This is a genomic window from Microbacterium candidum, from assembly GCF_030315975.1.
Lineage (GTDB): Bacteria > Actinomycetota > Actinomycetes > Actinomycetales > Microbacteriaceae > Microbacterium > Microbacterium candidum.
Genome location: NZ_JASXSZ010000008.1, coordinates 36,827 through 55,714, shown reverse-complemented (window position 1 = coordinate 55,714; position 18,888 = coordinate 36,827). Strand labels below are relative to the sequence as shown.

Annotated in this window: 18 protein-coding genes; 3 read left to right on the top strand and 15 right to left on the bottom strand. The window is 69.8% G+C overall.

Annotated features, from left to right (window positions below):
* Positions 1-14 precede the first annotated feature (14 nt).
* The 4 genes from QSV35_RS18990 to murC all read right to left on the bottom strand — a co-directional run bounded on the left by QSV35_RS18990 (position 15) and on the right by murC (position 4,520).
* The gene (locus QSV35_RS18990; RefSeq protein WP_286290528.1) at positions 15-701 is read right to left on the bottom strand and encodes a YggS family pyridoxal phosphate-dependent enzyme; all 687 of its coding nucleotides are present in this window, start codon (positions 699-701) and stop codon (positions 15-17) included.
* 47 nt (positions 702-748) lie between these two features.
* The gene (gene ftsZ, locus QSV35_RS18985) at positions 749-1,927 is read right to left on the bottom strand and encodes a cell division protein FtsZ (RefSeq protein WP_286290527.1); all 1,179 of its coding nucleotides are present in this window, start codon (positions 1,925-1,927) and stop codon (positions 749-751) included.
* 193 nt (positions 1,928-2,120) lie between these two features.
* The gene (locus QSV35_RS18980; RefSeq protein ID WP_286290526.1) at positions 2,121-3,104 is read right to left on the bottom strand and encodes an FtsQ-type POTRA domain-containing protein; all 984 of its coding nucleotides are present in this window, start codon (positions 3,102-3,104) and stop codon (positions 2,121-2,123) included.
* 3 nt (positions 3,105-3,107) lie between these two features.
* Positions 3,108-4,520 carry a UDP-N-acetylmuramate--L-alanine ligase gene (gene murC / locus QSV35_RS18975; protein WP_286290524.1) on the bottom strand — a complete coding sequence of 471 codons (1,413 nt, stop codon included), beginning with the start codon at positions 4,518-4,520 and terminating at the stop codon, positions 3,108-3,110.
* Positions 4,521-4,628: 108 nt separating this feature from the next.
* On the opposite strand from murC, the gene QSV35_RS18970 reads away from it, so the two are divergent.
* Complete coding sequence (locus QSV35_RS18970; protein ID WP_286290523.1) at positions 4,629-4,997, top strand: GntR family transcriptional regulator; 369 nt, start codon at positions 4,629-4,631, stop codon at positions 4,995-4,997.
* Here QSV35_RS18970 and QSV35_RS18965 read toward each other — a convergent pair whose 3' ends face one another.
* The 10 genes from QSV35_RS18965 to QSV35_RS18920 all read right to left on the bottom strand — a co-directional run bounded on the left by QSV35_RS18965 (position 4,998) and on the right by QSV35_RS18920 (position 15,939).
* Positions 4,998-6,074 (bottom strand): UDP-N-acetylglucosamine--N-acetylmuramyl-(pentapeptide) pyrophosphoryl-undecaprenol N-acetylglucosamine transferase, encoded by a 1,077-nt coding sequence (locus QSV35_RS18965; protein WP_286290522.1) that lies wholly within the window; start codon positions 6,072-6,074, stop codon positions 4,998-5,000.
* Positions 6,075-6,083: 9 nt separating this feature from the next.
* Complete coding sequence (gene ftsW, locus QSV35_RS18960) at positions 6,084-7,355, bottom strand: putative lipid II flippase FtsW (RefSeq protein WP_419956871.1); 1,272 nt, start codon at positions 7,353-7,355, stop codon at positions 6,084-6,086.
* Positions 7,315-8,859: a UDP-N-acetylmuramoyl-L-alanine--D-glutamate ligase gene (gene murD / locus QSV35_RS18955; protein WP_419956873.1), complete on the bottom strand. Its 1,545-nt coding sequence runs from the start codon at positions 8,857-8,859 to the stop codon at positions 7,315-7,317. Before murD ends, ftsW begins: the two co-directional genes overlap by 41 nt.
* A complete protein-coding gene (mraY, locus tag QSV35_RS18950) occupies positions 8,856-9,959 on the bottom strand; it encodes a phospho-N-acetylmuramoyl-pentapeptide-transferase (RefSeq protein WP_286290520.1) in 1,104 nt (367 codons plus the stop codon). The genes murD and mraY overlap by 4 nt, the downstream gene beginning before the upstream one ends.
* Positions 9,956-11,368, bottom strand: a complete 1,413-nt coding sequence (locus tag QSV35_RS18945) for a UDP-N-acetylmuramoyl-tripeptide--D-alanyl-D-alanine ligase (protein ID WP_286290519.1) — start codon at positions 11,366-11,368, stop codon at positions 9,956-9,958. The genes mraY and QSV35_RS18945 overlap by 4 nt, the downstream gene beginning before the upstream one ends.
* A 23-nt stretch (positions 11,369-11,391) precedes the next feature.
* Positions 11,392-13,179, bottom strand: coding sequence for a peptidoglycan D,D-transpeptidase FtsI family protein (locus QSV35_RS18940; protein WP_286290518.1), 1,788 nt, complete (start codon positions 13,177-13,179; stop codon positions 11,392-11,394).
* Positions 13,180-13,183: 4 nt separating this feature from the next.
* Positions 13,184-13,837: a cell division protein FtsL gene (gene ftsL, locus QSV35_RS18935; RefSeq protein ID WP_286290517.1), complete on the bottom strand. Its 654-nt coding sequence runs from the start codon at positions 13,835-13,837 to the stop codon at positions 13,184-13,186.
* Positions 13,834-14,805 carry a 16S rRNA (cytosine(1402)-N(4))-methyltransferase RsmH gene (gene rsmH / locus QSV35_RS18930; protein ID WP_286290516.1) on the bottom strand — a complete coding sequence of 324 codons (972 nt, stop codon included), beginning with the start codon at positions 14,803-14,805 and terminating at the stop codon, positions 13,834-13,836. The genes ftsL and rsmH overlap by 4 nt, the downstream gene beginning before the upstream one ends.
* A gap of 99 nt (positions 14,806-14,904) precedes the next feature.
* Entirely contained in the window at positions 14,905-15,336 is a 432-nt protein-coding gene (gene mraZ, locus QSV35_RS18925) for a division/cell wall cluster transcriptional repressor MraZ (RefSeq protein ID WP_286290594.1), read from the bottom strand.
* A gap of 237 nt (positions 15,337-15,573) precedes the next feature.
* Positions 15,574-15,939: a DUF3040 domain-containing protein gene (locus QSV35_RS18920; protein WP_286290515.1), complete on the bottom strand. Its 366-nt coding sequence runs from the start codon at positions 15,937-15,939 to the stop codon at positions 15,574-15,576.
* Between the two features lie 65 nt (positions 15,940-16,004).
* On the opposite strand from QSV35_RS18920, the gene QSV35_RS18915 reads away from it, so the two are divergent.
* On the top strand, positions 16,005-17,084 hold the full coding sequence (locus tag QSV35_RS18915; RefSeq protein WP_286290514.1) for a polyprenyl synthetase family protein: 1,080 nt from the start codon (positions 16,005-16,007) through the stop codon (positions 17,082-17,084).
* 9 nt (positions 17,085-17,093) lie between these two features.
* On the opposite strand, the gene QSV35_RS18910 is transcribed toward QSV35_RS18915, so the two are convergent.
* Positions 17,094-17,438, bottom strand: coding sequence for an Rv2175c family DNA-binding protein (locus QSV35_RS18910; protein ID WP_353618991.1), 345 nt, complete (start codon positions 17,436-17,438; stop codon positions 17,094-17,096).
* A gap of 208 nt (positions 17,439-17,646) precedes the next feature.
* On the opposite strand from QSV35_RS18910, the gene QSV35_RS18905 reads away from it, so the two are divergent.
* Complete coding sequence (locus tag QSV35_RS18905; RefSeq protein WP_286290512.1) at positions 17,647-18,852, top strand: LysM peptidoglycan-binding domain-containing protein; 1,206 nt, start codon at positions 17,647-17,649, stop codon at positions 18,850-18,852.
* Positions 18,853-18,888 lie beyond the last annotated feature (36 nt).

The window sequence follows — 18,888 nt, the reverse complement described above, 5'->3', positions numbered from 1 at the left end:
CGTCTGTTCCGAGGTTAACCGCGGGTCGGCCGCGGTCCGGTGATTGCCGACCCGATCCGCAGGTGTGTCGCACCGCAGGCGATCGCCTCCGCGAAGTCGGCCGTCATGCCGGCGGAGATCCAGGTCGCATCCGGCGCGATGCGCCGCACGCGCTCTGCGTAGCCCGCGAGTCGTTCGAACGCGGGCGCGGGATGCTCGTCGAGAGGAGCGACCGCCATCACGCCGCGCAGCTGCAGGGATCGGCATCCCTCGACGTGTTCGGCGAGCTTCTCGAGGCCGTCAGGCGTCACTCCGCCGCGTCCGGGGTCGGCTGTGAGATTGATCTGAATCAGGACGTCGAGGTCCGGCGTGTCGTCGTCGGCGACCGCATCGAGCGCGTCGGCGAGACGCGCGCGGTCGACGGAGTGCACGACGGATGCCGCATCCCGGATCGCGCGCGCCTTGTTGGTCTGCGCCTGTCCGATGTAGTGCCAGCGCAGACCGTCGAGACGACCGAGCTCGGCCGTCTTCGCGGTGAGCTCCTGCTGGCGGTTCTCCCCCACATCGCGAACGCCGAGGCCGTAGAGGCTCGCGACGAGGTCGGCGGGATGGAACTTCGTCACGACGATGCGCGTGATCTCGGCAGGGTCGCGCCCCGCCGCTCTCGCCGCGTCGGCGATCCGGGCGTCGACCGCGGCGAGGCGGGCGGCGAGGTCTTCCATGCGTGTGTCGGTCGCTTCCTCAGCGGTGGATGCCCGTCGGGGCCCGCTTACTTCAGGAACTCGGGGATGTCGAGGTCGTCGTCGCCGAACGCGGACTCGTAGCCCGACTCGGGCACGCTGACCGCGACGGGGACGCGCTCGGCGATCTCCTCGCGCTCCGAACCTTCGAGGGCGGGCTCGGTCGTGCTCTGCCCGATCGTCGCGGCGGTGCTGGGCACCGGAACGCTCGACGAGGAGACGGGGCGCGTGTCGTGCACGGTGTCGATCCGCAGCGACGGCTCGCCGCCGTCGAAGCCTGCCGCGATCACTGTGACGCGCACCTCGTCGCCGAGCGTGTCGTCGATCACCGTGCCGAAGATGATGTTCGCCTCGGGGTGCGCCGCCTCCTTGACGAGCTGCGCCGCATCGTTGATCTCGAAGATCCCGAGGTTCGAACCGCCCTGGATGGACAGCAGCACGCCGTGGGCGCCCTCGATCGACGCTTCGAGCAGCGGCGACTCGACCGCAAGCTCGGCCGCCTTGATCGCACGATCCGCCCCGCGCGCGGAGCCGATGCCCATGAGGGCGGAACCGGCGCCCTGCATGACCGACTTGACGTCCGCGAAGTCGAGGTTGATGAGGCCGGGGGTCGTGATGAGGTCGGTGATGCCCTGGACACCGGCGAGGAGCACCTGGTCGGCCGTGGCGAAGGCCTCGATCATCGAGATGCCGCGGTCGCTGATCTGCAGCAGCCGGTCGTTCGGGACGACGATGAGGGTGTCGACCTCTTCCTTCAGCTTCGCGACACCCGCCTCGGCCTGGCTCTGACGGCGACGGCCTTCGAACGAGAACGGCTTGGTGACGACGCCGATCGTCAGTGCGCCGATGGACTTGGCGATGCGTGCCACGACGGGCGCGCCGCCCGTGCCGGTGCCGCCACCCTCGCCCGCCGTGACGAAGACCATGTCGGCGCCGGCGAGCGCCTCCTCGATCTCCTCGGCGTGGTCCTCCGCAGCGCGTCGGCCGACCTCGGGGTCGGCGCCGGCGCCGAGACCGCGGGTCAGCTCGCGGCCGACGTCGAGCTTCACATCGGCGTCGCTCATGAGCAGCGCCTGGGCGTCGGTGTTGATCGCGATGAACTCGACCCCGCGCAGCCCCAGCTCGATCATGCGGTTCACGGCGTTGACACCACCGCCGCCGACGCCGACGACCTTGATCACTGCGAGGTAGTTCTGGTTCTGGCTCATGCCGGTCTCCCTATCGTCCCGAACCGTTTATCGCTTAAACCTTCAACCTCATGTAGAGGTTTAAAGAATTGCCCGGTATGCAATTCCTGAATTCGAAGGTAAGCGGGCCCATTGCGCGCGCCCGCATTCGGTTCGGCGTGTCACACAAGTCGGTCCAGGACACGACCGCGGAACGCCGATTCGCAGGCGCGATTCAGCGGAAGACGACCGCTCCGGCCGACGAGACGTCATACGCGCTGACGGATCCCGGCGCCTTCGCCTTCATCGCCCTCTCCAGCACGAGGGCCTTCAACGCCGACTGGTCGGCGCTCCCCCACACGACCTGCGTACGCGTGCCGCCGAGGGTGAAGGTGACGTCGTCGGGAGTGGTCGCCGTCGCCGCGGTGACCTGGCTGCGGATGGCCGCCGGGAGCGCACGCATGACCTGGCCGAGCGAGTCGAACGCCGACGAGTGCACGTTCGGCACTGTGATGAGCGGCTGCCCCGCGGGCGGGGTCGTCGTGGTGGACAGGGCGACGCCGGCCGCATCGACGACGGTGTAGCCGGCATCGCTCTGGATCGCGCCGACCGGGGTGCGCTCGACGATCCGCACGATGAGCTCATGCGGCGGCATCGCCTCCAGCGTGTACGACTCGACGAGCGGGAACCTCACGAGGGCCGCCTTCACCGCACTCTCGTCCACGAGCGGCAGCGGAGTGCCGAGCTGGCTCGCGAGCGCCTTCTGAACGTCGACGGCCTTCAGCTGCGACGTGCCCGCCACCCGGATCTGCTCGACGGCGAACAGCGGACTGTACGCGGCGCCGAGCGTCACGAGAACGAGCAGGACGAGGGATGCGGCGACCCCGATCCAAATCGCGCGCCGTCGGCGCTGGCGACCGGTGAAGCGGCGCACTTCCGCGCGCAGCGCCTTCCGTCTGGCGCGCGCCGCGCGCCAGACGTCCCGCATCCCGACGGACTCGCTGTCAGTCGCGTGCTCGTCCGGCGTCGGCCCGGCCGCATCCTGCTCGTCGACGCGTGCCCCCGGGGGCGGCGCGTCGATCGGAGTCACGGGAGCGAGCAGTGCAGAGCTCTCCGCCTCGGGCGCGAGAGAACCCGGGAGGGGCTCGACGGGCGGACGCGACCCGCCCCCGCGCGCGGGCTTCTCAGCCTGCGGCGGGAGCGGCGTGGGTCGCTGCACGGGTCACGCCTCGCCGGCGCCGTCGGAAGGCTCGCAGAGCGCGGCGAGCACCTGCGGGATGATCTGGTAGACGTTGCCGCAGCCGAGCGTGATGACGTAGTCGCCGGGCCGGGCGATCGACGCGGTGTAGTCCGCGGCATCCTGCCAGTCCGGCACGTAGTGCACGTGGGACGGGTCGGCGAACCGCGAGGAGACGGTCTCGCCCGTGACGCCGGGGATCGGATCCTCGCGCGCACCGTACACGTCGAGCATCACGGTGTGGTCGGCGTAGGTCTCGAGGACTTCGGCGAACTCTCCGGCCATCAGCTGCGTGCGCGAATACGTGTGGGGCTGCTGGATGGCGATGATGCGGCCGTCCCCCACCACGGTCCGCGCGGCGGCGAGCGCTGCGGCGACCTCGGTCGGGTGGTGCGCGTAATCGTCGAAGACGCTGACGCCCCGTTCGACGCCGTGCAGCTCGAAGCGGCGGATCGTGCCGGTGAAGCCCTCGATCGCGCGCACTGCGGGCTCGAGGTCGTAGCCGAGCGAGAGGAGCACGGCGACGGCGCCCGTCGCGTTGACCGCGTTGTGGGCGCCGGGGATCGGCAGTTCGGCGTCGACGACCTCGCCGTCGTACTCGACGGCGAAGGAGACGGGACCGTCCGTGCGGATGTCGCGAACGCGGACGCCGGCATCCTCCGCCGTGCCGAACGTGAGGACGCGCGGGTGCTTCAGGCGCTTCGTGACCTCGACGGCACCGGGGTCGTCGGACGAGATGACGACCACCTCGCGCGCGCCGTCGCCGAAGCGCGCGAACGCGTCGAGGAAGGCGTCATGACTGCCGTAGTGGTCCAGGTGGTCCGGATCGACGTTCGTGATGAGCGCGATCGACGTGTCGTAGAGGAGAAACGTCCCGTCGGACTCATCCGCCTCGATCACGAAGAACGGGTCCGCGCCGCTGCCGCTGGACACGCCGAGCTGCGAGATCACGCCGCCGTTGACGAAGTTGGGGTCGGCGCCGAGCTCCTTGAGCGCCGTGACGATCATGCCGGTGGACGTCGTCTTCCCGTGTGCGCCGGCGACCGAGACGAGCCGACGTCCGCCGATCAGCCAGTACAGGGCCTGCGAACGGTGGATGACCGGCATCCCCCGCTCCTTCGCAGTGATGTACTCGGGGTTCTCCGGCCAGATCGCACCGGTGTGGATCACGGTGTCGGCGTCGCCGAGATTGGCCGCGTCATGGCCGACGTGCACGCGCGCGCCGCGCGCGGCCAGGCTCTGCAGCGCGGCGCTGTCGGCGCGGTCGGAGCCGGACACGGCGATCCCGCGGTCGAGGAACATGCGGGCCAGGCCCGACATGCCGGATCCGCCGATGCCGATGAAGTGCGCGGAACGGATGTCGTCGGGAATGGGGAGGCTGAGGTCGGGTCGGATCATGGCCCTACGAGTCTAGGTCGGGCACGGGACGCGGTCGCCCCGGCACGCCCGGTCTTCACTCGGTGATTTGTATTGACACAATTGGCCGGGCATGCCACCATCACACGCATGATCGTCATCGACCCGGCATCTCCGACGCCGCCGTTCGAGCAGCTCCGCGCACAGCTCGTCGCGGCGGTCTCCACGGGCGAGCTGGTGCCCGGCGACCGTCTGCCGACCGTCCGCGGGCTCGCCGAGGACCTCGGCGTCGCGCCCGGCACCGTCGCCCGGGCCTACCGCGAGCTCGAGGCGGCCGCGGTCATCGAGACGCGCGGACGCAAAGGGAGCTTCGTCCGCGGCGGCGACGATCCGGTGCGCGCGCAGGCGCGACGCGCCGCAGAGGCGTACGCGGAGCAGATCCGGCTGCTGGGACTCGACCCGGATGACGCCCTGGCCTTCGTGGCGGCCGCGTTGCGCGAGAGTCCGAAGCTCGCCTGATCAGCGGCCGGCGAGGGACTCGTCGAGGAGCTCGATGACGTTCTCTGTGCCGCGCCGTGTGCCGACGCCGGCGGCGGCCTCGCGCATCCGCGCGAGTCGGGCCTCGTCCTTCAAGAGCGGAAGGATGTCGGATCGCACGCGATCTCCGGTGAAGGCGGCGTCCGGGATGATGAACGCCGCGCCGGCCTCGACCTCGGCGGCCGCGTTGAGCGCCTGCTCGCCGTTGCCGACGGCGTAGGGGACGAAGACGGCCGGGATGCCGAGGGCGGAGATCTCGCTGACCGTCGCGGATCCGGACCGGGACACGATGAGGTCTGCGATCGCGTACGCGAGGTCCATCCTGTCGACGTAGCGCTTGACGACGTACCCCGGAACGCCGGGGTCACCGAGATCGGCACGCTCGCCCGTGACGTGGAGGAGCTGCCACCCGGCATCCAGCACGTCCTGCCACGACCCGGCGAACGCCTCGTTCAGGCGCTGCGCGCCGAGCGAGCCGCCGAACACGAGGAGGGTCGGGCTCGCGGCATCCAACCCGAAGTGCTCGGCTGCCGCCGCACGGGTCGCCGCAAGATCGAGGTCGACGATCTCGCGACGCAGCGGCATGCCGACGACCCTGCCGCCGCGCAGCTTCGTGCCCGGGAACACGACGCCCACGCGGGCCGCGCTGCGCGCGCCGAGGACGTTGGCGAGGCCGGGCTTCGCGTTCGCCTCGTGGACGACGAACGGGACGCCTTCGCGACGGGCGGCGACGTAGGCCGGGGCGGATGCGTATCCCCCGAAACCGATGACGACGTCGACGCCGCGCGTGCGGATGTGCTCGCGCACCTGGCCGATCGCGGTGCGGTAGCGACGCGGGAACGTCGCGGCGGCGCGTCCGGGGCGCCGCGGGAAGGGCACCTTGTCGACGATCAGGAGCTCGTAGCCCCGCTCGGGGACGAGCCGCGACTCGAGCCCCTCCTTCGTGCCGAGGACCAGCACGACCGCATCGGGGTCGCGGGCCTGCAGACCGTCTGCGACCGCAAGGAGCGGGTTCACGTGCCCGGCCGTACCGCCGCCGGCGAGGAGGTATGTCGTCACCGTTCGACCCTACCGGGCGGAGGTGACCGCCTTCTTGCGGGGCCGGACCGCAGCCGGCGCCGCTCCCTCGATCACCGCGTCCCGACGCGGCAGCGTTCTGGTGAACGACAGCAGCACCCCGCAGGCCACCAGGCTCGAGACGAGCGATGTCCCCCCCTGCGACATGAGCGGGAGCGGCACGCCGAAGGAAGGCAGCAGCTGCAGCACGACGGCGATGTTGATGAAGGCCTGCCCGACGATCCACAAGACGATCGCGCCCGAGACGATGCGCACGAACGGGTCGTCGGTGCGGCGCACGATGCGGAAGACGGCGATCGCGAAGATCGCGAACAGCGCCAGCACGACGCAGCATCCGATCAGACCCAGCTCTTCGCCGACGATGGAGAAGATGTAGTCGTTCGACGCGACCGGAAGCCACCCGTACTTCTGCTTCGAATTGCCGAGGCCGACTCCGAAGACGCCGCCCGTCGCGAGGCCCCAGATGCCGTGCAGCGGCTGGTAACACGTGTTGTAGTAGTCCGCCAGGCAGTCGGGATTCAGGAAGCTGAAGATGCGGCGGCGGCGGTCTTCAGACGTCGCGGCGAGGATCACGACGACCGCGACGGCGGCGAGCATCGGGATCGCGAACATCCGGAGCTTCACGCCCGCGAAGTACAGCGCGGCCAGCGCGATGAAGAAGAGGATGATCGCCGTGCCGAGGTCGTGTCCTGCGAGGTCGGTCGCGATGACGGCTCCGGCGACCGGGACGACCGGGATGAAGACGTGCTTCCAGCTCGCGAGGAGCGACGCCTTGCGCGCCAGCACCGCCCCTACCCACAGCACGAGGCCGAGCTTCAGGAACTCGGCCGGCTGCGCCTGGAACGAACCGATGTGGATCCAGTTGCGGTTTCCGTTCACCGCGTCGCCGAGAGGCGTGAACACCAGCAGCTGGAACGCGGTCGTCGCGAGCAGGAGAGGCCAGGCGATCTTCTTCCAGAAGGCCACGCTCGCGCGGCTCGCGATGAACATCAGCGGGATGCCGACCGCGGCGAACATCGCCTGCTTGAGCACCGAGTCGTACGGCGACTGACCGTTCGCCGCGGAGTTCGCCGCCGTGGCCGACAGGATCATGACGAGGCCGAAGCCCGTGAGGATCAACGCCGTCGAGGCGATGAGGAGGAACTCCGGCGAGACCGGGGCGAAGACGCGGCCGAGCGAGATGCGGGCGGCGAGGCCGCGGCGCTGCTCGCCCTCGAGCGGATCAGCTGTGTGAATGGGTGGCCGGGTCGTCGTGGTCGTCACCGGTCCCCCCTCCGAACCTATCCCGCACGGCCTGGGCGAAGCGCCGGCCGCGATCTGCATACGACGCGAACTGGTCGAAGGAAGCTGCAGCAGGTGCGAGCAGGACGACGTCGCCGTCCTGCGCGATCCCGGATGCGAGCTCCACGACACGCGCCATGACATCTTCAGTCTCGCCGTGGTCGACCTCGAAGACCGGGACTGCGGGCGCGTGTCGCGCGAACGCCGCGACGATGTCGCCGCGCTCGACGCCGATGACGATCGCCGCCTTCGCCGAGGAGCCGCGGGCTGCGACGAGCTCCGAGATGTCGACTCCCTTGAGGAGCCCGCCGACGACCCACACGGCGCCCGGGTAGGCGGCCATCGAGGACGCCGCGGCATGCGGGTTCGTGGCCTTGGAGTCGTCGACCCAGGTGACGCCCTCCGCGACGGCGACGATCTCGATCCGGTGCGGGTCGAGCCGGAACCCGTCGAGCGCGTCGCGGATCGCGCGCGGCTCGATGTCGAGCGAACGGGCGAGAGCTGCGGCGGCGAGGATGTTGGCGACCACGTGCGGGGCCGCGAGGCCGCGTGCGCGCAGGTCGTCGAGGGTCGTGAGCTCGAGTGCGCTGTGGTGGCGGTCCTCGAGGAAGGCGCGATCGACCAGGATGCCGTCGACGAGCCCGAGATCGCTCGGGCCCGGGGTGCCGAGATCGAAGCCGATGGCGCGCGCGCCCTCGACGACATCGGCCTCTTCGACCATGCGGCGGGTCGCCGCATCCGCCTTGTTGTACACGCACGCAACGCGCGTGTTCTCGTAGACGACGGCCTTCGCGTCGCGGTACGCCTCCGCCGAGCCGTGCCACTCGAGGTGGTCGTCGGCGAGATTGAGGCACACGCTCGCGTGCGGCGAGAGCGCGTCTGCTCCCCCGACCTGCAGGCCGAGGTACCAGAGCTGGTGGCTCGAGAGCTCCACGACGAGGACGTCGAAACCGGACGGGTCGCGCACGGCATCGAGCACCGGCACGCCGATGTTGCCGCAGGGTGCGGCCCGCAGGCCGCCCGCCGCGAGCATGGTCGCGGTGAGCCGCGTGGTCGTCGTCTTGCCGTTCGTGCCGGTGACGAGCACCCAGTCCGCGGGTCGCCCGTCCGGCCGCACGACCTTGTCGCGCACCCGCCACGCGAGCTCGACGTCGCCCCACAGGGCGATCCCTTCGCCGCGCGTCCACGCGATGACGGGATGCGTCGGCGCGAAGCCCGGCGAGGCGATGACGACTTCGGGCGCGAACGCGACGAGTTCGTCGGGCACCGCATCCATGGGACCCGTGTGCAGACGCGCCCCGATCACCGGAAGCAGTCGCGCGTACTCCTCGTCCGCGGACTCCGTGACCACGAGGACGTCGGCGCCGAGTTCGGCGAGCGTGTCTGCGACCGAGAAGCCGGTGACCGACAGGCCGAGCACCGCGACGCGCAGCCCCGTCCAGTCGGCGTTCCAGCTGTGCAGCGCTTCGAGACGGGACGAGCTCATACCGATGACAGCCATTCGACGTAGACGAGACCGACCCCGCTGACCGCGAGCATCCCCGCGATCAGCCACATGCGCACGACGATCGTGATCTCGGGCCAGCCGCGCATCTCGAGGTGGTGGTGGAAGGGGCTCATGAGGAACATGCGTTTGCCGCGCGTGACCTTGAAGTAGAGGCGCTGCAGGATGACGGATCCCGGTGCGATGACGTAGACGCCGGCGACGACGAGCAGGAGAAGCTCCGTGTGGGTGAGGATCGCCATCGCCGCGAGCACGCCGCCTATCGCCATCGAGCCGACATCGCCCATGAAGACCTCGGCCTTCGGGGCGTTCCACCAGAGGAACCCGACGAGAGCGCCGACGAACGAGGCCGAGACGATCGCGAGGTCGAACGGATCGCGGGTCGTGTAGCAGGCCGCGATCACGGCCTGGTGTGCACGATGGCACGACTCGTTCCACTGCCAGAAGGAGATGAGGCTGTACGCGCCGATGACGAAGACGCCGCAGCCGGCGGCGAGTCCGTCGAGTCCGTCGGTGAGGTTGACGCCGTTGGAGGTCGCGAGGCCGATCAGCGAGATCCAGGCGAGGTAGAGGATCCAGCCCAGGATGGCACCGAACGCGAAGAGGTTCAGCCATGGGATGTCGCGGAAGCCGGAGATGTACGTGGACGCCGGCTCGAGCTTGTACTGGTTCGGGAAGTTCAGCGCCATGATGCCGAACGGCACGACGACGATCAGCTGCCCGATGATCTTCCGCCAGCCGCTGAGTCCGAGGCTGCGCTGCTGACGGAGCTTCATGTAGTCGTCGATGAAGCCGACCACGCCGAAGCCGACCATCATCCAGAGGACGAGCCAGCCGGACAGCGTCGGCGGATTGCCGCCCGTGTAGCAGCCGATGAGGTACCCGACGATCGTGCCCGCGATGAAGATCGTGCCGCCCATCGTGGGCGTGCCGCGCTTCGCGCCGTGGCTCGGGTTGCGGACGTCCTCCGGAGTGCGGATGACCTGGCCCCAGCCCCACTTGCGGAACAGCCGCAGGAAGACGGGCGTGAGGAACAGCGTGAAGGCGAGCGAGATCGCCGCCGCGGAAAGGATGGACCTCACGAGAACGATTCTCCCAGACGATCCCCCAGGAAGCGGAGACCCGCGGAGTTCGACGACTTGACGAGTACGCGGTCGCCGTCGCGCAGTTCGCCGATGAGGTACTCGTACGCCTCATCCGCCGTGCCGAAGAAGACGGCTTCGCCGTCCCACGACCCTTCGCCGACCGCCGCGAGGAACATCCGGCGAGCCTCGGCTCCGACGATCACGATGCGCTGGATGCGCAGGCGGACCGCGAGCTCGCCGATGCGATCGTGCTCCTCCCCCGCGTATTCGCCGAGCTCGCTCATCGCGCCGAGCACCGCCACCGTCCGCTCTCCGGGTGCGGCGATCTGGGCGAGTGTGCGCAGGGCCGCCGCCATCGAGTCGGGGCTGGCGTTGTAGGCGTCGTTGATGATGCGGACGCGGTCGGAGCCGAGCGGCTGCATGCGCCACCGCTCGGCGAGCTCGAGGGTCTCCAGGCGCGCGACGGCGTCGTCGAGCGACACGCCGAGCGCCGTCGCCGCCGCGATCGCCGCCAGCGCGTTGCCGACGTGGTGGGCGCCGAGCACGCGCAAGTGGAGCGGGATCCCGACGCCGTCCGCGGTGACGGTCATCCGGGTTCCGGATGCCGTGACCTCGACGTCGCTCGCGCGCACGTCCGCGGTCTCCCCCTGGCCGAACCAGCGCACCTCGACGCCGCCCTCGGCGGCGATGGCCGCCATCGAGACGACCCGGCCGTCGTCGGCGTTCAGGACGGCGAGACCGCCCGGGGCGACGGCGCGGACGAGCTCGGACTTCGCCGCCGTCGTCGCCTCGATGCCGCCGAAGCCGCCGGCGTGCGCCATCCCGACCATGAGGACGATGCCCACGTCGGGCGTCACGAGACCCGCGAGCTTCGCGATCTCTCCCGGCGCGGCGGCACCGAACTCGCTGACCAGATACGTCGTGTCATCCGTCACACGCAGCATCGTGAGCGGCGCGCCGACCTCGTTGTTGTACGACCCGCGCGGGGCGATCGTCTCGCCCTCGTCCTGCAGGATGCGGGCCAGCATGTTCTTCGTCGTCGTCTTGCCGTTGGAGCCGGTGATCCCGACCACGCGGAGGCGGCCGAGGGCCCGCACCCGGGCCACCACGTCACGGGCGAGGTCGGCGAGGGCCGTCACGACGTCCGGGACGACGATCTGCGTGACCGGCTCCTCCACGACGTGCTCGACGATCGCGAGGACGGCTCCCGCCTCGACGGCACGGCCGACGAAGAGGTGTCCGTCGGTCGTCTCGCCGGGCTTGGCGGCGAAGACGCCGCCGGGCTCCATGACGCGGGAGTCCGTGTCGACGATCCCGGACACGACGGTGTCGGGGGTATCGGATCCGTGGAGGTGGATGGTGCCGCCGAGCACGGCGGCGATCTCGGAGAGAGTGAGCGCGATCATGACTTCCTGGGGCGGGCGCCGTGTCACCCGAACTGCGGGAGCTCGGTCGGCGCCGTCGTGGACGGCATGACGCGGTAGGTCTTCAGAACCTGCGTCATCGCCTTCTGGAACGCGGGGGCGTTGGCCGTAGACGACCTTACCGTAGAGGGCGAATCGAGCGTCACGGCGACCAGGTACTGCGGGTCGTCCGCGGGGGCGAAGCCGATCATCGTCGTGAAGTACAGCCCCGCGCGGTAGCGGTGGGTCACCGGGTCGACCTGCTGCGCCGTGCCGGTCTTCGTCGCGATGCGGTAGCCGGGGATCTGGACGATCTTCGAGTACGAGGCCTGCATGGCGACGTTCTCGAGGATCTCCCGCATGTCGGCGGAGGTCTGCTCCGAGATCACGCGGGTCGGAGCCGGCAGCTTCGGTGTGACGACGGTGCCGTCGCCGCGGGTGCAGGACTCGACCAGCTGCAGCGGCATCTTCATCCCGCCGTCGGCGATGGCCGTGTACGCGCTCATGAGCTCGGGGACGGTGGTCGTGAGGCCCTGACCGTACGACGTGTCGTACCGCATCTGGTTGTCCCACTCCTTCGCGGGGTGGATGAGCCCCTTCGCTTCGCCGGGGAATCCGATCGCGCTCCCGTCGCCGATGCCGAACTTCTTCAGATAGGCGTAGCGCAGGTCGAGCGACATGCGCTCGCTGAACTTCGAGATGCCGGCGTTCGACGAGTTGATGAGGACGCCGGCCAGCGTGTAGTTCACGAGTCCGTGGCCGGTGGCGTCCTTCACGACGGCGCCGTTCGGGAAGTGCATCACGTCGGTCACCTGCGCGGTCGACAGGGGCGTCTGACTCGCGCCGTCGATCAGCGCGGATGCGGTGAGGCCCTTGAAGGTGGAGCCGGGCTCGAACGTGTCGGTGAAGATGTGGCTGCGGCGGTCTTCGGCAGCGGACGCGCTGACGTTGTTCGGGTCCACCGTCGGATACTCGGCCGCGGCCTTGATCTTCCCGGTCTTGATGTCGACGACGGTGATCGTGCCGCGCACGGACTTGGTGTCCTGGACCTGCTCCTGGATGAGCTGCCCCATGTACCACTGCAGGTCGGAATCGATCGTCAGCTTGACGGTGCCGCCGTCGACCGCGGGCGCCTCCGACTCGGATCCGGGGATGATGACGCCGTCCTTGCCCTTCTCGAAGGTGAGCAGGCCGTCCGTGCCGCTGAGGCACTGGTTCTGCGACATCTCCAGACCGGCGAGCGCCTTGCCGCCATCGCCCATGAAGCCGAGCAGGTTTCCTGCGACCGCGCCGTTCGGGTAGGTGCGCAGGGAAGCCGAGAAGCACGAGATGTACCCCGCGCCGAGCTCCATGAGCTTGCGGTACTGATCGGTCGTCAGCCCCTTCTTGAGGTACGCGAAGTGGGAATCGGGGTTGGTCGCCAGGGCATCGGAGACGATCTTCTCCACCTCCGCCGTGGTCTGCCCCGTGATCGCGCCGATCTTCGCGGCGATGTCCGGCCACTGCGTGACGGTGCTCGTGCCGTCCGCGTTGCGGGTCTTCACCTTGCCGGCGTTCTTCGGATCGAGCTGGCAGTTGTACTGCAGCACGCTCGTGGCGAGCACCGTGCCGTCGGCGTCGACGATCGTCCCGCGCTTGCTGACCAGCTTCTTCGAGTCGCCGAGGCCGAAGGACATCGCGTCCGCGATGTGCTCGCGGGCGCTCACCACCTGGATGTCGGTGAGACGGATGACGAAGACGGCGAGGATGGCGAGGATCACGACCGTCACGATCGCCGTTCGACGGCGGGGGCCCCTGGTGCTGCGGGTCGTCATGACTTCAGTGTGTGCTCGGCGAGGGCAGACCGTCGGTCAGCGCCGGGGGTGTCGCCGGATTCGCAGGCGGAGGCGTCGCGTCGGTGCCGGTCGCGCCATCCGTCGTCCCTGCTCCTGTCGTCGCATCCGTCGCCGGAGGCGCCGTGCGGTCGCCTGCGGTCAGCGCGGGGTCGGTCACGAGCGGTGTGTTCGCGATGAGGGCGTTCGGAACGGATCCGCGGTCGCGCACATCGACGCTCGAGACCCACGTGGAGGGCGCGGCGTTGCCGAGGAGCGCCCCGTCACTGAGGCGCAGGTACGACGGCGGCTGCCCGACGACCATCCCGAGGGCGGACGCGTTGGCCGCGAGGAACTGGGGCGAGCTGAGCCCGGTCACCTCGTCGTACAGCACCTGCTTCTGAAGCGTGAGGGTGCGCTGCTGCTGCGTCAGCTTGGAGACGGCGAACGTGCTCTCCGTCGTGAGGATCGACAGCGTCATCTGAGCGGCGCCGATCGCCAGGACCCCGGCGATCGCGACCATGGCGTACACGATGCGCGGACGCCGGCGACGGACGCGCGGGGCGACCGCGTGCAGCCGCTGCCCGCGCTCCTCGGGCAGTTGCGGTGCCCGACGAGGAGCCCGTAGCGGCGACGCGGCCGCCGAAGTCGCGGTGGTCATGATGCCTCCCTCGCTCGTCCGTCTCGAATCCGTTCAGCCGCGCGCAGCCGCACGGGGGTAGCCCGGGGGTTGCGCGCCTTCTCCTCGTCGGAGGCGAGTTCCGCGCCCCGAACGAGCAGCCGGAACCGCGGCGCATGCTCGGGCGGCTCGAACGGCAGCCCCGCGGGCGCCGTCGACGACGTCGCATCGGCGAACTCGCGCTTGACGATGCGGTCCTCCAGGGACTGGTACGCCAGCACGACGATGCGCCCGCCGACCGTCAGCGCGTCCAGGGCTGCGGGGATCGCCCGCTCCACGGCGGTCAGTTCGGCGTTCACTTCGATGCGCAGCGCCTGGAACACGCGCTTGGCAGGGTGTCCGGTGCGCTGGGCCGCCGCGGGGGTCGCGGCCTGCAGGATCTCGACGAGTCGGCCCGACCGTTCGATCGGGGCGGTCGCGCGCGCGGCGATGATCGCCCGCGCATACCGCCCGGCGAGCTTCTCCTCGCCGTAGCGCTCGAAGATGCGCCGGAGGTCGCCCTCGCCGTAGGTCGCGAGCACATCGGCCGCCGTCATCCCCGTCGTCTGGTCCATCCGCATGTCCAGCGGTGCGTCCTGCGCGTAAGCGAAGCCGCGTGCGGCCTCGTCGAGCTGGAGGGAGGAGACGCCGAGATCGAACAGGATGCCGTCGGCCCTCCCTCCGGGAGCGTGGGCCTCAACCGCCTCGCCGATGCCGTCGTACACCGTGTGGACGAAGGTGACCCGGTCACCGAAGCGCCGGAGCCGCTCCCCCGCGATGCGCAGGGCGTCGGTGTCGCGGTCGAGCCCGATGACGTGCAGGCCCGGGAAGCGCTCGAGGAACGCCTCGGTGTGACCGCCCATCCCGAGGGTGGCGTCGACGAGGACGGCCCCGTCGCGTGCGACGGCGGGCGCGAGCAGCTCGATGCACCGCTCGAGCAGAACTGGGGTGTGGATGTCTCGGATGCTCATGATGTCGGATGGGCTCCTGGACCCTGATCCCCCACCGTCGCGACCTGGCACCGGGGAAGTGGCGTCAGGGCGTGAACGGGTGGAGATCACAGCCCAGGATCAGAACAGGCCCGGGATCACCTCCTGTTCGAGTTCTGCGTAGCCGGCTTCGTTCTCCTCGGCGTAGGTGTTCCACGCCTCGGCGTTCCAGATCTCCGCGTGGGCGCCGACGCCGGTGACGACGAGCTCGCGGTCGAGCCCTGCGTACTGACGCAGATGCGGCGGGACCGTGATGCGGTTCTGGCTGTCGGGAATCTCAGCGCTCGCTCCGGCGAGGAACATGCGCATGAAGTCGCGGGCCTGCTTGTTGCTGAGCGGCGCCTCGCGGATCTTCTCGTGCACGCGCTCGAACTCCGCGGTGCTGAAGACGTACAGACAGCGCTCCTGACCTCGGGTGACGACGACGCCCTTGCCGAGGTCGTCGCGGAACTTCGCAGGAAGGATGACGCGGCCCTTGTCGTCCAGCTTGGGAGTGTGCGTGCCCAACAGCATCGCCAAACCACCCCCTTCGTCCGGCCCCCCCGTGAGGTTTGTCCCCACCGTACTCCACTTTCCTCCACTTCGCCTCCCTCTGGCACGAGAAATCGCGGATCAGCCGCCACCTGGGCAGAAGGAGGCGCCCGTCGGGGGCATCGCGTGGCGGTTCGAGTCAGCGAGCCGTCACCTGATCAGGGCACAAAAAAACACCGGCCCGAGGGCCGGTGTCGCTGTCGTGGAGGTAAGTGGAACTCAGCGCTCCCCCTGCCGCCGATCCCAACGGTCGTTCATGCGGTCCATGAAGGACGTGCCGGAACCTGATCCCTTGGGGGTGGACTCCTTCTTCTGCTTCGTCAGGCCGTTGCGAGACGGAGTGACGGCCAGGATCACGCCTGCGAGCATGGCCACGAAGCCGAGCACGCCGATGATCACCAGCTGGGACACGACCCCCGCAAGCAGCCCGCCGATGCCGACGAGCACGAGGAGCGTGCCGTACACGATGTTTCGATAGCTGAGGGAGCGCCCATCACGCTGGGCGGACACGACGTCCGCGTCGTTCTGCATGAGATGGCGTTCCATCTCATCGAGCAGACGCTGCTCCTGTTCGGAGAGTGGCATTGGTCCCCCTCGGTCGGGCCAGGTGCGTCGATTCTACGCGCGCGTTTCCTTACTAGGCTAGGCCCGTGTCACCAGCTCCGGATCCGATCGCGGCGGTTTCCCAGCGTGTCGATACGTTCCTTCGCTCGCAGCGCGACCTGACCGCCTCGATGGGCCCCGAAGCGGCCCTCGTCGTCGAGGCCGGAGCGGCATCCGTGGCCGGGGGAAAGCGTCTTCGCGCGCGGTTCTGCCTGGCCGGCTGGCACAGCGTGACCGGTGCGGATCCGTCCCCCGCGGCGATCGCCGCGGCCGGTGCGCTGGAGCTCTTCCACGCCGCGGCCCTCGTCCATGACGACGTCATCGACAACTCCGACACCCGGCGCGGCAAGCCCGCCGCCCATCGGGCGCTCGAGGGGCATCATCGGGATGCCGGATGGCACGGGGATGCCGAATCCTTCGGCCGCGCGGGCGCCGTCCTTCTCGGCGACCTCCTCGTCGCCTGGAGCGACGATCTCTTCGAGGAGGGCCTCAAGACGGCGTCCGCCCCGGTCGCGCTCCGCGCACGTGCCGAGTACGCCACGATGCGCCGGGAGGTGACGATCGGCCAGTTCCTCGACATCGCAGAGGAGTCCGCGTTCCGAACCGAGCCCGACGATCGCCACGCGGCCCGCGCGCTGCGCGTCGCGTCGCTCAAGTCCGCGCGCTACAGCGTGCAGCAGCCGCTCCTCATCGGGGCGGCGCTCGGCGGATCGGATGCCGCGCAGCACGAGGCGCTCGCGGCGTTCGGCCACCCGCTCGGCATGGCCTATCAGCTGCGCGATGACGTGCTGGGCGTCTTCGGCGACGAAGCCGTCACAGGCAAGCCGTCGGGCGACGACCTGCGCGAGGGCAAGCGCACCGTGTTGGTGGCCTACACGCGGGAAGCGCTGCCCCTCGGCGCCCGCCGGGTCTTCGACGAGCTGATCGGCGATCCGGGACTGGACGCCACGCAGATCTCGTCCCTGCAGGAGACGATCGTGCAGACCGGCGCGCTCGAGCGCGTGGAGGCCCTCATCGCGGACTACGCCCACGAGGCCGACCGCGCGCTCAGCGGCGCGCGCCTCGACAACGCGGCGGTCGGCGAACTGCGCGACCTCGCCCGCGCGTCCACGACGCGCACGGCCTGAGGAGCGAACTCAGGCGAGGGTCTGCGCGACGCGGCGCACTTCGCTCTTGCGCCCCTGGAGCAGGGCGTCGATCGGCGAGATCCCGATCGTGTCGTCGACCTCGAGCAGCCAGTCGATCACCTCGTCGTCGCCGAATCCTGCATCCTGCAGCACGATGATCGTGCCGCGCAGCGAGGACAGCGGATGCCCGTCGACGATGAAGATCGACGGCACCTTGAAGGCGCCGTCCCGGCGGCTGCCGATGAGCTGATGCTCGTCGAGAAGACGGCGGACCCGGCCGAGCGGCTCGTTCAGCACCTCCACGAGGTCGGGCATGGTCAGCCAGTCGGTCGTGGTGCGTTCGTCCGTGCTCACACAGCCACTATCTCACCTGCGCGCCGCACGGTGCAGACCGCGCGAAGGTGCACCCATCCGAAACGAATGCACCATAAGCGAAAGAAAGATCGATAGTCACATTCGACACTTTCGTCACATCCATCACTCCAGCACGACCGGTTGACACACATCACCACGCGTGACACGGTGGCAGAGACCGATTCCGGCATCCGGGGGGAGATCGATCATGTGGAATCCGCTTCGTGCCGCTGTGGCGGTGCCGACGACCATCGCCGGCTCGCTGGCGCTCTCGCTGAGCGCGCTGCCTGCCACGGCGGCCGTGCCCGAGCGCGCCGCCGTACCCGAGCTCGGCGCCCTGGCGCGCACGGCTCCGTCGTCGGCCTTCACCTCGACGGCGCACGAGGCATCGCTCCCTGCGTCCGCCGTCCGCACAGCTGTCACCGCTCCGGCGACGTACACCGTGCGCAAGGGAGACACCGTCAGCGCGATCGCCCGGCGATATGGCCTCAGCATGAACGACGTCCTGTCGCGCAACGGGCTCACCGTACGATCGGTGATCTACCCGGGCCAGGTGCTCCGGCTCACCGGAGCTCCGGCATCGGCGCCCGCTCCCGCGGCGGCACCCGCTCCCGCTGCGGCGCCCGCCCCTGCATCCTCCGGGTCCGTCTACGTCGTCGTGCGAGGCGACACGATCACCCGCATCGCCCGCGCACACGGGGTGAGCACGACCGCGCTCCTGCAGGCGAACCGCCTCGCGGTGTCCTCCATCATCTATCCCGGGCAGAAGCTGACGATCCCGGGCGCCATGGTGCCCGCGTCGGCGCAGACGCCGGTCGCCCAGGCGCCCGCACCGGCCCCCGCTCCCGCGCCCTCCGGATCGACGTACACGGTCCGCGCCGGCGATACGATCACGGCGATCGGCAACCGATTCGGAGTCACGGTGGACGCCGTGCTCCACGCCAACGGGCTCTCCCGGTCGTCGATCATCTACCCGGGTCAGCGCATCGCGATCCCGAGCCCCACCGGCCTCACCGCCGAACAGACCGCGAACGCGCAGCTCATCATCCGGATCGGCCGGCAGCTCGGGGTCTCCGATCGCGGCATCGCGATCGCACTCGGGACGGCGATGCAGGAGTCGGGGCTGCGCAACCTCTCCTACGGCGATCGCGACTCCATCGGGCTGTTCCAGCAGCGACCGAGCTACGGCTGGGGAACGCGCGCCCAGATCGCGGATGCCGAGCGCTCGACCCGCGTCTTCTACGGCGGGCCGCACGACCCGAACGGCACCGTGACCCGGGGGCTTCTCGACATCCCCGGATGGCAGTCGATGACTTTCGCGCAGGCGGCGCAGGCGGTGCAGAACTCGGCATTCCCGAACGCGTATGCGCAGTGGGAGGCTCCCTCCGCCCGCTGGCTCGCCGCGCTCGGCTGAATCCGGCGGACATGGGGATGCTGGGGGCTTGCTGGG

Bases quoted from the DNA above. Each gene is read 5' to 3' on its own strand.
- QSV35_RS18990 (WP_286290528.1), bottom strand. From the start codon at position 701: ATGGAAGACCTCGCCGCCCGCCTCGCCGCGGTCGACGCCCGGATCGCC.
- QSV35_RS18905 (WP_286290512.1), top strand. From the start codon at position 17,647: ATGTGGAATCCGCTTCGTGCCGCTGTGGCGGTGCCGACGACCATCGCC.
- murD (WP_419956873.1), bottom strand. From the start codon at position 8,859: ATGAGCTCGTCCCGTCTCGAAGCGCTGCACAGCTGGAACGCCGACTGG.
- QSV35_RS18970 (WP_286290523.1), top strand. From the start codon at position 4,629: ATGATCGTCATCGACCCGGCATCTCCGACGCCGCCGTTCGAGCAGCTC.
- QSV35_RS18945 (WP_286290519.1), bottom strand. From the start codon at position 11,368: ATGATCGCGCTCACTCTCTCCGAGATCGCCGCCGTGCTCGGCGGCACC.
- rsmH (WP_286290516.1), bottom strand. From the start codon at position 14,805: ATGAGCATCCGAGACATCCACACCCCAGTTCTGCTCGAGCGGTGCATC.
- murC (WP_286290524.1), bottom strand. From the start codon at position 4,520: ATGATCCGACCCGACCTCAGCCTCCCCATTCCCGACGACATCCGTTCC.
- QSV35_RS18940 (WP_286290518.1), bottom strand. From the start codon at position 13,179: ATGACGACCCGCAGCACCAGGGGCCCCCGCCGTCGAACGGCGATCGTG.
- QSV35_RS18920 (WP_286290515.1), bottom strand. From the start codon at position 15,939: ATGCCACTCTCCGAACAGGAGCAGCGTCTGCTCGATGAGATGGAACGC.
- mraZ (WP_286290594.1), bottom strand. From the start codon at position 15,336: ATGCTGTTGGGCACGCACACTCCCAAGCTGGACGACAAGGGCCGCGTC.
- ftsZ (WP_286290527.1), bottom strand. From the start codon at position 1,927: ATGAGCCAGAACCAGAACTACCTCGCAGTGATCAAGGTCGTCGGCGTC.
- ftsL (WP_286290517.1), bottom strand. From the start codon at position 13,837: ATGACCACCGCGACTTCGGCGGCCGCGTCGCCGCTACGGGCTCCTCGT.